We start from the raw sequence: 15,186 nt of genomic DNA on the forward strand, positions 1-15,186 counted from the left end.
TCAAAAGATTCTATGGCTTGGTTCGCTCGATCCAAGGAAAATATCGATAGTACGGCAAAACCCACGACCGATACCCTGCCAGATGGGATGTGGGTCAAATGTGCCGATTGTAAAGAGATCTTATATAAGAAGCAGCTCGAGGACAATCTGTTCACCTGCCCGAAGTGCGGCAAACACTTCCGGATTGGCAGTGACGAGTATTTTCAGATCCTCCTCGACGACGGTGTCTACACCGAACATGCTGCGAATCTCGCGCCTGGCGATCCGTTACACTTCGTCGATACGAAACCGTACCCCGCCCGCGTAACCGATGCGCGCAAAAAGACCGGCCTCAACGAGGCGATGCGTATCGTCGTCGGTACGATGGATTCGATTCCGGTCGTCCTCGGCTCGATGGACTTTGACTTTGTCGGCGGATCGATGGGATCGGTCGTCGGCGAGAAGTTTGCCCGCGGAGTGGATCTGGCGATCGCAAATCGCTCGCCCTACATCGTGATCGCAAGCTCCGGCGGCGCCAGAATGCAGGAAGCAGCAATCTCGCTCATGCAAATGGCGAAAACGAGCGCCAAGCTTGCCGAACTTGCGGAAGCGAGGTTGCCGTATTTCTCAATCTTGACCGACCCAACCACGGGAGGTGTTACTGCAAGCTTCGCAATGCTTGGCGATGTGAACATCGCCGAGCCGAAGTCACTTGTCGCCTTTGCCGGGCCGCGTGTTGTCGAACAGACGATCCGCAAGAAATTACCGCCGGGTTTTCAACGTGCCGAGTTCGTTCTCGAACACGGATTCGCCGATCTGGTCGTCGATCGGAAAGAAATGAAGCAGACCGTCGTCACGTTGTTGCGACAACTCCTCCCCTAACCGAACCCGTATGAGTCCGGAGACAAAAGACAAACGACAAGCGGCACAGGAGTGGCGCGTTCGACTCATCGGGTTTCCGATGGATCTCGGTGCAGATCGCCGTGGTGTCGATATGGGGCCGTCCGCACTGCGCATCGCTGGCGTATCGGAGAAACTCACTGCGCTTGGATACACTGTCCTCGATAGTGGCGACATCGATATCAATCCGCCGGAGATATATCGCATCGAAAATCCGAAGCTCAAGTACCTCCCGCAAATTGCGAATGCGTGTGAAGCATTGGCGTCGGAAGTAGAATCGGCACTCGACCATGACGAATTTCCGATGGTACTCGGTGGCGATCACTCGATGGCAATCGGTACGATTTCCGGTATTGCTGCGCATTGCCACAAGACGAAGAAACGTCTGGGTGTAATCTGGATCGATGCTCATGCGGATATGAACACCGTCGAGACAACGCCGAGCGGTAACATTCACGGCATGCCACTGGCTGTGTCTCTGGGCATTGGCGCACCCGAACTTATAAACGTTGGTGGCGAATTTGTCAAACTCGCACCGCATCAACTTGGCATCATCGGGCTCCGCTCGATCGACGAGGGCGAGCGCAAACTGATTAAAAAGCTCAAGATCGATGCGTATACGATGACCGATCTCGACAAGCAAGGTGTACACCGGATCATCGCGAAAATGCTCAATGCTATGCGTGCGAAGGTGGATCACCTACATGTCAGTTTTGACCTCGACTCCGTCGATCCGACGGTTGCCGGCGGGGTCGGTACACCGGTACCTGGCGGTCTAACCTATCGTGAAGCCCATCTGATCATGGAGTCGATTGCAGATACGGGGTATATGTCGTCCTTCGAGATTGCTGAGGTCAATCCGATTCTGGACAATCGCAATGCGAGCGCTGAGTTCGCTGCCGAGCTCATCGCCAGCAGTATGGGCAAACGAATACTCTAAACTCAGTTCACACTCTTATATGAAAACGGCCCGCACTGCGGGCCGTTTTTCGCTTCAACGTTCATTTCTACGAGGCTTTCTTAACCACGAACTCGACGCGGCGATTGGAAGCTCGCCCCTCGTCAGTATCGTTCGGAGCGATCGGATTTTCCGCCCCATAGCCTTTTGCAATAATCCGCCCCGGCTCGATTCCATGGTCGATGAGATATTTCCGGACGGCGTTCGCGCGTCGAAGCGATAGATCTCGATTCACCGCATCGCTACCAACATTATCAGTGTAACCGGCGATCTCAACGCGCATCTTTGGGTTTGCCTTCATTATCCCGACTGCACGATCGAGCTCCGGCACCGACTCACCGCGAAGATCGTCCTTGCCGAAATCAAAGAACACCAGCAACCGAACATGGCCATGAGTGGATGACTGCAGTTTGATATCGTGGTCTCCATCGAGAATACGACCTTGGTCATCCACCTCATAATATGCAGAGCCGAATAAGTACTTGTCGGCATCTGCCGTGACCGAGTACTTCCCTGGCCCGTCAACATCGACACTATACTTTCCGTCGGGGTCGGTCTTGGTCTTCTTGACAACTTTATTCTTCCCCAAATCAACCACGGTGACATTCGCCTTTACCGGATCGCCTGATTCGGCATCGGTCACCCGGCCGGATAACGTCGTCTTTTTTGTCTCGTGCGGGACAGCCGACTGGGTTTCGGACGGTGTAGATGTTTGCTGAGTCGCCCCGTCCTGCGGCTCGTATTGTGCCTGTTCTTCACGCGAGAGTGCACCAAACGGGATCTTCACGCCAATCGATGCCGATGCGTACCACAAACTTGGTGGTGTTGCGCTGGCGTAGGAAGGGTTGAAGGAGTTGTTCGACGGGTATCCTGCTTTATACGCATCGACCTGATTGCTTGCAAGTACATTCGAAAGTGGAATTCCAATTGCAATTTCCGGCGTAAGTACCACGTTGCTTCCCCCAAGCCGAATGAACGTTCCAACTCCGATCTTGAGGTGAAGTTGAGAACTATTGAAATATCCGCTCGTCGATTGTTCAGGGATCGACAATGAAGTTTGTCCCGTTAATCCGCCGCTGGGCAGGGTCAGAAACTGACACCCGTTTGTCGAACTCACGATGGATTCTCCTCCTGAAAACTTGTTAGAGGACAACGAACTGTACTCCAGTCCAACTGTCCCGTAAAAGCTTTCGGGGACGAACTGAATCCGTAGTCCGAGGTCACCCCCGAGGTAAGACAACGTCATGGAATAGTTACTTTCAAACGTTGCCGTCCCGGCAGATCCCCCGCTAACGTCGGAGCACGACGCTGTCTGCTGTTCCGTGGACGACGTATGATTCTGACGATAGAAGAACTTAGCCTGGATTGCAAGTAGATCCGAAAGTGCAAAATCGCCCGTGAGTGCAACATGGAAGCCGAGTCCGCTCCCGAGACTGTTGAAAGCAAGCGGAGCGATGACTGGGTTCGTTGGATCGTCGGAATATGGGTATGTATATGCCCAGAAGAAATTAGTACCTCCGGAGAGCCACGAGTCATTGAGTCCTATTTCCGCACCAATGTAGTGCCGAGAACTAATCAGCGACGGATCGCGCTGCGCGAAACTAATACTCGAAGCAATAGCAAGTAATACAAGCGCAAGGAATGGTCTGAGTAACTTCATGGTGAAGGATATTGAATGTATACGCACAAAGATACTACTGCCGAAGATGAGCGAGGCAATTTCGAGCGGAACCCCGAAGGACAAAAATGTGTATTTATGCCGCACTTAGCTGGCGCGTTCGTCTAGCGGCTAGGACACGGCCCTCTCAAGGCCGCGACACGGGTTCGATTCCCGTACGCGCTACCAGATGAGACAAATTTAGGACATTTTCGTTTCCATCCGGTTCAACTCCCACTAACTCATTAATATTCGAAGAGATTAGCGTTAGTGCCCTGCTAACCGACTTGGTTCGATAGTTTTGCCCATCAAAAGTAAGTTTCTGCGGAAATATCGAACCAAGAATACGTTTCTTGATGTGCGAATTGCCAGCGGCAAAATACTCATGCAAGTGTGAGAGCATATTTCTTGCCGGATCGGTGTACTGAGAAACATTTGCCCTCGCACCTTCAGCCTGCAACATGCTTTCGATTGAGACAATCTCATCTTTGAGCTTTCGACTCTGTCGATCATACGTGTCACGAGCTATCTGGTCACGAATCCACATTTCTTCCACTTTATCAAGCAAGGCCGCGGCTTTCTCCTTCTGTATCGCAAGTGTTCTCCTTTTTTGATCCTCGACTCTTGCCTTTTCTGACAGCTTCTTCGTAAGCAGATGGTCGTATAATCTAATCGCTCGTCTATCAATCACAATTGTTCTCAACAATGCTTCAATTTGACCATGCAATTGACTTGCGGGAAAACGAGCGTTGCATCCAAATTGCTGTTGGCAATGATAGTACGCATAAGCTCCTCCATTCCCTTTTGAATAACTTCCCGTCAAGTTACGACCGCACTGCGGGCACAGCAGGATACCACGGAGATACAAATTCAAAGATTTCTCCGAGCGATTCAAGCCACGACCTCGTTTCTTCCGCTTTCCCAATACGGCTTGTGCGCTATCGTACAAGCTTTCCGGTACAATAGCTTCGTGCAATCCTTTGACTTCATAGGACGGATTATCTTGAAACGCATCAACTCTCACGAAGCCTTTATAGATTGGATTCGTAAACATCCGGTGGAATTGGGATTTGCTGATTAGCATTCCTTTCTTCCTCATCACTCGTCGGACTTCCTCCACCGTCGATGAACTCCGAGCAATCAACTCAAACGCTTCACGAACGAGACTCGCCTTGTCTGACGGCTGAATGACACCGCCTTTCCCAACGAGTGCGTTCTTGTAACCGTATGGTGCGTTGGATACAAACCTTCCGCTTTTCAATGCCTGCTGGATACCAATTTTGGTATTGAGCGACCTGCGGCGATTCTCAACTTCCGGAATTGTCGCGTTAATCATCTCAATAAGCAAGCTCTCAGGATTGTTGCCGTCAGTCGGTTGTTCAATCGCAACAAATTTTACCCCGATGCTATTCAGCTGGTTCTGCATATTAAGACCTGCGGCTACATTCCGTGAAAATCTATCCCAGCGGACGCAGAGTACTTGAGTCACGTTTTCGTTCGAAATAACGAAGTCGAGTAGCTTCCTGAATTCCGGACGATCTTCAAAGGTTTTTGCTGATGCTTTATCTTGAAAATGCCTTTTGACCAGCAGTCCATTATCTATACAGTACTTCCGCAAGCGTTCCTCTTGCGCTTCCAACGAATGACCGTCACCTTGCTGTTTGGTCGATACGCGAGTATAAATAACTACATCAGCACCCTTGCGCATGATCGGTTTCTTCATGGCTTTATCTTCCTTTCTGTCTGGGTAACAGCAATCCGCCCGGAACGGTTTTTAAACACGCCCGGTGCTTCACTCGATCACGCATAGGTCGGATTGCCATCTCGCTCATCACCAAGCTCGATGGAATCAATAATCTCGATTTGGATTGCGAGAAGTGTGTCAAGAAAGGCACGAACCTCGTCGTCGTCTTCTTCACACAATTCGTCACCTATCCATAAAACCGATGCAAATTTGTCGGTGTTACCGTCTCCAGATGAAATCACGAATGTACTAAACATGCCGACATCTCACCTTGAGATGCAAGCGATAATCGTTATGCGAAACCTGTCGGTCTCGCGTTAATTAATGTTTAGATTTTCGTCAAGCAGAACTTGACGTTCCATTCATTTTTCATTTGTCCGTCCAGAACGGACGGCTTACGAACGAGGAAGTTCGCGTAAGGTAGGATTCGAGTGTCATGGTTTGGGATCACGCCCAAGAGCCGAATACTATGGAAACCATTCAGCCCAACCGCCGCTAAACCACTCGAACAGATTTGTGCTTAGCGACAAACACGCTAACAGTGCTCACTCAATATGGTTCCCTTGTTTGACTCTGCTCCGTGCAAGTCCATTATGTTGCAACAGGCAGCGCGTTCAACTCTGCCCGGATTGACTTCCACTTCGGCAGGCGCTTATCCAAATATTGTCGAAATGCGTCATTGTGTTTGCGCTCGATCAGGTGTAGAAGTTCGTGAGCGAGGACGTACTCAATGCAGCCGACTGGCTTCTTCGCGAGTTCAAGATTGATATTTATGCTCTTCAAATCAGGATTGCATGATCCCCATTTTGTCTTCATACTAACGACGCGATAGGATCGAGCATTGACCCCAATGATCCTCTCCCATTTTGATATCAATACTGCAAGCTCCTTCTTCAATTCGGCTCGATACCATTCCTTTAGGAGATCCGCTTTCTCTTCAACACCATCGTCAGACCTGACGAAGAGTTCGAGATATGACTTTCCGTGAATCCTGACTGCCCGATACCGATGCTCATCATTCGTCTCACGGACACGAAGCAAATATGGCCTTCCAAAGACATAATGCGTTTCCCGATCAACATATTTCCGAGGCGATTGTCGATCTTGATTCGCACACTTCCTCCGCTGCTTTCGTATCCATGCAAGTTTCGAAGTCACGTATAGCTCCAGCGTCTTACGGTTTACGTTTGCTGGCGCAGCCAATCTGACATGTCCGTCCGGAGGATACACCGCCAGATGAATGTTCTTGATATTTTTCTGGACGATTTCAACAGAAATACCAGCGATAATCATTACATATACTCCCGCTGACTCTTGATGATTTCAAATATGGCATCTGCTTTTGCTTCATCATTAACATATCTGCGGATGACACCTTTGACTTCTCTTTCCTTTAACGTATTGCCTATCCAATCATCCTTCTTCGTCTGCAGAATTTCGGCATCCAGCGCAAGTACGAGTGCAGACTGTTTGTCCAAATTATCATATAACGACATCTTGGCAGCAGTATCAATATCTTTTGGATAGTTGTGGTTGCCCTTCCCCGGATTGAGATCTCTGGCAATCGCTTCGATCTCCTTTAGGAACTGCTCATACTCAAGTGCCGATTCCTTCCTTCTACGGATCAATTCTTCGAGCAAGGTGCTCATCTTTTCGTAGTAGACCGGATTGATCGGCATTTCCTGCGTGATCACCTTGCGCATATTCGCTTCCAGTGTTTCGGCAACAGCTTCCTTGCTTTGCCTGATCACTTTTGGGAGCTTTTCACTCGCTGACTTTATTCCTTTCTCGACGATCAATTGGAGCAGTGTAGCATCACCGAAGTCCGACAGCGTTCTGCTGGGATCAGCGCTCAAATACATATCCAACAACTGCCGCATTTCCGGTTCGTACTTTTTCAGGTCGATGTAATCGCCGCTGGCAGCTTTGATTGCATTTCTTAACTCGGCATATTCATCTACCTGATGCTTGATTCTTGCAGCTTCAGCATCGGAGAATCCGGCATCAGACATCTCAGGAGCAATATTGTTGTAGGCTCGAATCGCACTTACGACAGCTTTATAAAAGGTAAGCCGAGTTTCTTCCGTGTCCTTGAGCGCTTGCTTGTCGTCCGGATTGCCGCAGAAGTATCGGATATATTGTTCAATTTGCTTCGGTGGTTCTACAGGAGCACATAACTGATGAAGCACTTCGAGACTGTCCTCCATCCGTTCCTTTGCAACCAGCAGTCGGTTTAGCAGCAGTCCTTTGACATCCTCTTCTTCGAATTTGTCAAATGCATCGGATGTGTAGTCATCAATCGCGCCGTGTACGTTCTCAAAGAGATCCTTGTAATCGACGATATACCCAAATTCCTTATCTTCGTTCTCCGTCCGATTAACCCGGCAAATTGCTTGAAACAGGCCATGATCGCGCATTTGTTTATCAATGTACAGATACGTACAAGATGGCGCATCGAATCCGGTCAATAGCTTATCCACGACGATCAGCAATTGCATATTTGCTGGTTCATCTATGAACTGCTTCTTTACGTCTCTTTCAAAGGTTTCTCGATCTTTGCCGTTGAGCATCCGCTGGTAGATCTCATACTGTTCGATCTTCTCTGTGTCACCTTCACCTGTCGTTTCACCTTTGATGCTTGTCGTTGTCGGCTCGTACGATGTCACAATTGCACAATTCTTAAAGCCGAAGTTCTGGAAGATCTCAAAGTATCTGCAGGCTTCGAAGATGCTTCCGCTGACCAGCATAGCATTGCCACGACCATTGCGCAGCCGTGGCTTTATTTTGAAGTCCTTGATAATGTCGAAAGCGATCTTCTGCAGGCGTTCCTTCGTGCTGAGGATCTTCTGCATCGTTCCCCATTTCTGTTTGAGTTCGGCCTTTGGAAGATCGTTCATGCCTTTGGTCACGACCTCGAACCATTCGTCGATGCCTTTCTGATCGTTCGCATGCTGATCCACATCTCTGGCTTCGTAAAGAAGATCGAGCACTACACCATCTTGAACAGCTTCATCAAACTTATAGGTATGGATGTACTTCCCAAAGATCTCGATGCTCTTCCGCTTATCTGCCTTCAAAAGCGGTGTCCCGGTAAAACCGATGAACAGTGCATCCGGCAAGAGATCCTTCATCGCTTCATGGAGCGCTCCGCTCTGTGTTCGATGACATTCATCAATGAAGACGAACAGGTTGCCTTTCGGAGCAAAATCCTTCGGTTTGTGCAGCTGCTCCACATATTCATCAATGTCCAACTCGTCGTTGCGTCCGAACTTATGAATAAGACTACAGATTAGCCACGGTGTTGTATCGTTCAGACGATTTATCAGATCCTGACCGCTCTTTGTCCGATAGATCTTCTCGTCTACGCCGCTGAACACCTTCTCAATTTGGTCATCAAGTTCTGTCCTATCTGTTATGATCAACAGTCGTGCATCCCTATGATGCTCTCGAATCCATTTCGCAAACCAAACCATCGTTAAGCTCTTGCCGGAGCCTTGTGTATGCCATATGATGCCACCTTGACGTTTAGCGACCGATTCCTGAGCTTTCTTTACCCCGAAGTACTGATTTGGTCGGCATAGCTTCTTAATGCCAGCATCGAAGACCACGAAGTCATGAATGATCTCCAATAATCGGCGCTTGTCACAGAACTGTAACAATTGCTGGTCGAGCAGGCTTCGATCTGGATCATATGAATAGCCGTCTTCCTTCCATTTGAGAAAGTACTTTTCGGATGTCTTTGTCGTTCCGTAGTATAAGCCTTGAGCATCATTCCCAGCAAGAACTACCTGAATTGTCGTGAAAAACGGCTTGATGAATCGGTGTTCTTGATTGTCGAGGTTCTGTCTGATGCCTTCGCTGACCAACACACTTGCTCGTTTCAACTCCAGAACACCGAGAGCGATGCCATTGACGTATATGACGATGTCCGGGCGTTTGGTATTTACGCCAGCTACCGTAACTTCTTCGGCGAATGAGAATTCATTCTGCTCCGGATTATTCCAGTCGATCAATCGCACGGTCTGATCGAATTCGCCGACAGATTCCTTGACCGCGATACCGTATCGAAGTAACGAGTAGACCGCCTTGTTGACCGGGTAAAGATCTTCGTTGGGATTGATCGTGGCGCTCTTCTGAAGCTCATAGAGTGCTTTTCCGATGGTCACATCGGAGTATTCACCATTCTTGCGAAGAAAAGTCTCCAGATCAGCCTGCCGGATATTTGAGTTATCTCGATCTTCGAGATTGCCAAGATAGGAATATCCAAGCTGCGATCTTAGCAGGTCTACGACTCGATCCTGTGTAACGCGTTCGTTGCGCATGAGCTAATGGGTTATGACGGATATTCCTGTCGGCATCGTCAAATTAAGCGGATCTGTCCTGTAAGGAGAACTTGCATCATTGCCTGTTTAAGTGCGATGTATTTGGAGAGAAGTAATTGGTGCGCTGTCAAGTCCTCGTCCATTTTCTTAAGAGAATCGGCAATTGCTGTTTGCTCTATTTTCGTTGGAGGCAAGATAATGCAGATCTCCCTGAGATGCCTTGCACTTATGTGTACTACTGCATCACCTTGTCCCATCCTCGCTTTCTGTCGTACGACTGGAAAGCAGTTGAGTTGGAAACCGAGGAACAATGAATCCACATCTGTGCCCGGTCTAAGAATAACAATGTCTCCTCCGGCATATGCTTCCTCATCAGAAACGATTGCGACACATTTCCCGATTTCAGCGGCTGTCTCACCCGATCCAGCAAATAGCAGGTCTCCTTGACGAAGAGCCGTACTTTGGGAGGCAGCATTTCGACCGATGAATGATTCGAACCTCTTTACATACTCATTGTGCGTCGTATAGATCTCACCATATCTGATGCATCCCAAACCACTATCGCGGACTTCATCCCTTCTAATGCCGCTCCCCTTCAGAAATGACCCAATATCTCCAATTGTACATTTCACCCACGGCTCTTTGAACCCCGGCAATCTTCTCTTCCCCGTCAGCAAATCCTGCATCGCTCCCTGTTTGATCTGCTTCTTTTTTTCGATCAGTTGTTCAAGATTCTGGATCAGGTCATCAATATCCGTAAGTGCGGTGGCAATGGCAGTTTGTTCAGTCACTTCAGGCACTGGTAGACTTATTGAGCCAATTTGCCCGAAATTTAGTCCTTGTCGATTGCCACCAGCTTGAAAACTTTCGATCTGTCTCTGCCCATTCTGGGAAAGCAGGACGTAACACAAATAACCGGGGTCGAGACGCTTGGGATCAACTCGAATAATACAAACATGTTGATTCACATTTCCACCAACTACTAATGACGTTGCAACGGCCGCTCGTCCGATGGAGGCTCCCGTAATATTTAGCAGCACGTCACCCACATGCAACTCTGTCGAATCGAAGGTATGGTGCGTCTTATCGTCAATGAAAGCCACTCCATCAAGCAAGAGCTTTCCCCAATCAACGTTCTGAGAGCGGAGAAATACACGCCCATAGGGCTTATATACTCTTGATCCTCCACGCGGAGTGATGCCACTACCAATCTTGACGGTTAACTCGTTCAGGGTTTCTACTCTCCAATTCGGATAACCCTGTTCATTTTTTCCATTTCGACGCAGATTGTCTACTCCCATTTGAACCCCATCCTTCTAAGATGTGCATTTACCTTTTCTTCAAGCACGGCTACACTCTCGTTCAATTGGGGCAAAGGCGTTTCATATCGCTCGACAAGTTCTCTGATTCGATTAGTCAGGCGCTGACTGACACGCTCCATTTCCGACTTAATTGATGACTCCATTGCAGTCATCCATTTGTGATCGACTACCAGCGTCTTAATATCGTCAGCAGTCAGTTTGCGGTACTGTAGAAATGCCTGCCTGCTCAGTTCTTCTGAAGCTTCCTTTATGGCAATACCTAAAGCTGTCTGCTCTGTAGTGAGTTTGAGATAAAGGGTAAGAATCTCAATCTCTTCTTTCGAACTCCGATCCTTGCCAATTTCCTTCAATCGCTTCGATACCGATCCCTTGTTTACTTTCTCAAAATCGGCGAACCATCCGTCTTCACCACTATTATCTTCTTCTAACTCCGTCAACTGGGCTTTAATGGCATCTTCGGCTGCTTCCATCTTCGCCATTGCATCCCGCTCGTTCGCAAAATGCTGCTCGACGATAAGACTTGGTGGTACGAGATCGCACGTCCAGCCTTTATCAACTTCTGCTCCCTTCTTGTTTCTTTCGGTGATCCTACGCGGTTCTGCCTTCCAACCGTCCCCAGCAATGAGATAGCAATCGTCCTGCATCGTCTCTTTCCAATAATCCAAAAGATATTGGTATATATCATAACGGTCGAGCAAAGGCTTGTCCGTGTAAGTTTGGAGCAGATCTTCAGCAATCTCGGCGATTACTTCTTTTGGTTTGCAGCCTTTCGATAGCTGTTTGAGATACTTAGTATTTGTCTTCCGCCACTTCGCAAATAGCTGATCCATCTCCGAAGTGAATGCGACGAAATCCGGATGCGTGAATATCGTCTCCTTGATCTTGTCCTTCTGGATCTTTGACACTACATACCCGGCTCTTGTACTTTTGCCGAACAGATGCTTGCGCAAGCTCGGATACGCACTCCAATAATTGCTGAGAGCATCAATGTCCGAAACAGGAATGTCACCGAGCAAATGGGCTTCGATGTCCTGAATGTCTTCCGGTTCTTGACTGTCAATGTATCGTGGAATGTTCAGATTATAGTCGTTCTTTGGATCTGCAATTTCCTCATTCTTTACAAAGCGGCTGTACTTAGGAATCTCGATCTGCTTATTGAAGACATCGACGGTCTTGTGAATGTCTTGCTCACGGAGTCGATTCTTGTTGCCGTCTTTGACAAAGCCTTTACTTGCATCAATCATGAAGATGCCTTCCCGCTTCTCTGCATCTTCCTTGTCGAGAACGATGATGCAGGCCGGGATGCCAGTGCCGTAGAATAGATTGGAGGGAAGTCCGATAATGCCTTTTATCAAGCCGCGTTTGATGACATTCTTTCTGATCTCTCCTTCGGTATTGCCTCGGAAAAGTACACCATGCGGAAGAATGACTGCTCCTTTCCCGTTCTGGTTCAGAGATCTAACGATGTGAAGGAAAAACGCATAATCTCCATTCTTATCCGGCGGAATGCCAAACCCGGTGAAGCGCTCGTGTATGTCTTCAGCAGGATTAAATCCTTGTGTCCAATTCTTTAGCGAGAAAGGTGGATTTGCAACCACGAAGTCGAATGTCTTCAGATTGCCACGGTTGTCTTCAAATTGCGGATTGGACAGAGTACTTTGACCTTTGGCAATCAATGCCGTGTCATTGTTGTGCAGGATCATGTTCATTTTTGCAAGCGCTGCCGTTGCACCTTCCTTCTCCTGACCATAAAGCGATAGCTTTTTCTCGCTTTCGGCAGCGGCCCGGAGAAGCAATGATCCAGATCCGCAAGTAGGGTCATAAATGGTTTGCGTACCGCTCGTAGCTCGATTGATGCCGATAACCTTTGCGATGATCCGACTGACCTCGGCTGGCGTATAGAACTGACCTTTGCTCTTTCCAGATTCGGTTGCAAAATGACGCATCAAGTATTCGTATGCGTCACCGAGAATATCATCGCCTTCCGCCCTATTGCTGCGAAAGTCAAGTTCTGGTTTTTCGAAGATGGCGACGAGTTCGCTTAACCGATCAATCTTTTCCTTGCCTGAACCAAGTTTTTCGTCGTCGTTGAAACTGACGACATCAATGAATCCCTGAAGATCGTTTGCTTTCGCGATTGCACCAATGGAAGTGTTGATCTTTTCTCCGATCTCTTTGTGTCCTTTTAGCGCGGCGATGTCGCTGAAGCTGCATCCCTTCGGAACTTCGATCAACGTATCCTTTGAACCAGCTTTATCAGATACATACTTCAGAAAAAGCATCACCAGTACGTAATCCTTATACTGGCTGGCATCCATCCCGCCGCGTAATGCATCACAACTCGCCCAGAGAGAACTGTATAATTCAGACTTCTTGATTGCCATAAACTGACTTCAATTGACATTGACCGCGCCACAAGTACAAAACGTGCTCAGAAACGATGTAGCAGCCACGTTTCAATCCGGCTACTCAATGCGCATGTGTACAAAAATAGTCAATTGATCAGGCTAACAGTTTGATCTGTGGAGAACAACGGTCTTCAAAGGATACCGGGTATGCAGGTTCATCGCTTTAACCATATCTCGTCGGTGCGAATTACAGCTTCGCGTCCAATCCCAGTGACTTGTCAACAGGCCAGAAGTTCTATGTGACTATTGAAAAGGCTTCAGCGAAAATGAAATCGCTGGGAATGCCGTTATAACTGTTGCCGGATTCGCAGATACGTTCAGGCTGTCGAGGTGGCTTTGTCGTGCTGGTAATAGCGCTCCGCACCAACCCAAGATCCACCCTTCTTATTGAGCTTGGGTTCGGATACCGAGATGGCAATTGCTTCTAAGTGATTGAGAATTGTATCAAGATTCTCATTGACGGTCTGCGGAGCGTCTTTCAGTGTATTGGAGCTATTAACTATTCGGACTCCGAACCATGAGAAATAGCGCCAGCGATTCTGCAGATCATCATCCAAATGCTGCTTCAGGCGCGAAAACAGCTTCTGTGTCTGTGAACCGACCTGTCCTACGTAGACAAGATTGAAAGATGGGTCATATAGGGCATAGATTGCGGCTTGTTCTCGAAAGTCGACTGGGTGTAACTTATCTCCATCAAGGTACCCTTTCAAAGATCCAATTTTGTTCTGCCAACCCCAGTCGACTTTCTGGATGTCCCAAAATAGTCCGTAATTGCGAATTATCATGATGCTCAGTATTGTGGTAAATGCAATTGATCAGTGGTCACTCTTCCCCAAAATAGTCACCGTCGATCTTCTTAAGCTCGTACTTCTGCTGAGGAACAACGCCGACATTGTACTCGATCATCAATTGAGCGAGTTGCTTGCCATCAATAAGAACGATCTTAGTATCATTCCGCGGCGCATATTCGACCGCAGTATCTGCAAAACGGCTTGTCGTAATGAATATGCCTTTCTTTGCTCCTTGACCAGCCAATGCTCCTACAAATCGTTGAATTTCAGGACGACCTACGGTAGATTCCGGTTTCCACCGTTTTGCCTGAATGTATATGGCATCCAAGCCCAATTTGTCTTCTTTAATGATTCCGTCAATGCCTTCATCATTTGTCTTGCCGATTGCTCTTCCTGCATCACCAATAGAACCACCGTAGCCCATTGCAACGACCAGTTCGACGACCAAATGCTCAAAGGCTTCCGGAGTTATAGACAGAACTCGACTTAAAAGTTCTTGAGCCAGAGAGTCATTTATTGCTTGATATGCCGATTCAAGCTGCTCTACGGGCGTTCTTAGAGTTTCAGTCTCGTCCGAAAGGATTGCGTGATTCGGTTCGCCTTTCTTGGCAGTTTCGAACTCGACGAACTCTGGGAATTGTCGCAAGAACTTGACATTGATTTGGTCTTTGTGCGTTTCCAAAATGTTCTTTCCACGCGGCGTAATGACGACAACTGACCGACGTGGCCGATTAACAAGTCCAGCTTTCTTGAGAAAGGTTATCGCCCATCCTATTCGGTTATCAAAAACAAATTGCTTCCCACTGGGAAGAAGGATGGCTCGGTCATCGCTTGATATGTTCAGTTTTGCAGCGACCAAATCCCGAATCTCCCGGAAAGAGTATTCTCTTCCATCGGATAGTTGATCAAGAACTGGCGACATTACTGCTTGGAAATCTGGTAGAGCCATACATTATTAAGTCCTTGAGATATTCAAAAATACTATTATCCGCGACAATCTCAGCAGAAACCGTCTACGATTCGTATATTTGACCATTACATAGCATATCCATCTCTTCCATGTTTTCGAGATACATTAGCAGAATCTTCTCGTGTGCACTCCCGG

General features: G+C 48.0%; 11 protein-coding genes, 1 tRNA gene and 1 pseudogene. 3 read left to right on the forward strand and 10 right to left on the reverse strand.

Annotated features, from left to right (window positions below; all coding sequences use genetic code 11):
* Nucleotides 1–12 precede the first annotated feature (12 nt).
* A complete protein-coding gene (locus JSS75_05865) occupies nt 13–861 on the forward strand; it encodes an acetyl-CoA carboxylase carboxyltransferase subunit beta (protein ID MBS1903211.1) in 849 nt (282 codons plus the stop codon).
* Nucleotides 862–871: 10 nt separating this feature from the next.
* Nucleotides 872–1,819, forward strand: coding sequence for an arginase (gene rocF / locus JSS75_05870; protein MBS1903212.1), 948 nt, complete (start codon nt 872–874; stop codon nt 1,817–1,819).
* Nucleotides 1,820–1,886: 67 nt separating this feature from the next.
* Here rocF and JSS75_05875 read toward each other — a convergent pair whose 3' ends face one another.
* Complete coding sequence (locus JSS75_05875; GenBank protein ID MBS1903213.1) at nt 1,887–3,497, reverse strand: OmpA family protein; 1,611 nt, start codon at nt 3,495–3,497, stop codon at nt 1,887–1,889.
* 111 nt (nt 3,498–3,608) lie between these two features.
* Between JSS75_05875 and JSS75_05880 the strand changes: the two genes are divergently transcribed.
* Nucleotides 3,609–3,683 (forward strand) — tRNA-Glu (locus JSS75_05880).
* Here JSS75_05880 and JSS75_05885 read toward each other — a convergent pair.
* The 9 genes and pseudogenes from JSS75_05885 to JSS75_05925 form a co-directional block, all read right to left on the reverse strand.
* Complete coding sequence (locus tag JSS75_05885) at nt 3,643–4,518, reverse strand: zinc ribbon domain-containing protein (protein MBS1903214.1); 876 nt, start codon at nt 4,516–4,518, stop codon at nt 3,643–3,645. The genes JSS75_05880 and JSS75_05885 overlap by 41 nt on opposite strands.
* 222 nt (nt 4,519–4,740) lie before the next feature.
* A pseudogene (locus JSS75_05890) lies at nt 4,741–5,217 on the reverse strand (recombinase family protein).
* Nucleotides 5,218–5,294: 77 nt separating this feature from the next.
* A complete protein-coding gene (locus JSS75_05895) occupies nt 5,295–5,495 on the reverse strand; it encodes a hypothetical protein (GenBank protein ID MBS1903215.1) in 201 nt (66 codons plus the stop codon).
* Between the two features lie 334 nt (nt 5,496–5,829).
* On the reverse strand, nt 5,830–6,531 hold the full coding sequence (locus tag JSS75_05900) for a M48 family metallopeptidase (GenBank protein ID MBS1903216.1): 702 nt from the start codon (nt 6,529–6,531) through the stop codon (nt 5,830–5,832).
* Nucleotides 6,531–9,560, reverse strand: coding sequence for an HsdR family type I site-specific deoxyribonuclease (locus JSS75_05905; protein ID MBS1903217.1), 3,030 nt, complete (start codon nt 9,558–9,560; stop codon nt 6,531–6,533). Before JSS75_05905 ends, JSS75_05900 begins: the two co-directional genes overlap by 1 nt.
* Nucleotides 9,561–9,598: 38 nt before the next feature.
* Complete coding sequence (locus JSS75_05910) at nt 9,599–10,861, reverse strand: restriction endonuclease subunit S (GenBank protein MBS1903218.1); 1,263 nt, start codon at nt 10,859–10,861, stop codon at nt 9,599–9,601.
* Nucleotides 10,852–13,266: a type I restriction-modification system subunit M gene (locus JSS75_05915; GenBank protein MBS1903219.1), complete on the reverse strand. Its 2,415-nt coding sequence runs from the start codon at nt 13,264–13,266 to the stop codon at nt 10,852–10,854. Before JSS75_05915 ends, JSS75_05910 begins: the two co-directional genes overlap by 10 nt.
* Nucleotides 13,267–13,607: 341 nt before the next feature.
* Nucleotides 13,608–14,075, reverse strand: coding sequence for a hypothetical protein (locus JSS75_05920; GenBank protein MBS1903220.1), 468 nt, complete (start codon nt 14,073–14,075; stop codon nt 13,608–13,610).
* 37 nt (nt 14,076–14,112) lie between these two features.
* Complete coding sequence (locus tag JSS75_05925) at nt 14,113–15,030, reverse strand: restriction endonuclease (protein MBS1903221.1); 918 nt, start codon at nt 15,028–15,030, stop codon at nt 14,113–14,115.
* Between the last annotated feature and the right edge of the window lie 156 nt (nt 15,031–15,186).

It is taken from the genome of Bacteroidota bacterium (assembly GCA_018266755.1).
GTDB lineage: Bacteria > Bacteroidota > Ignavibacteria > Palsa-1295 > Palsa-1295 > JAFDZW01.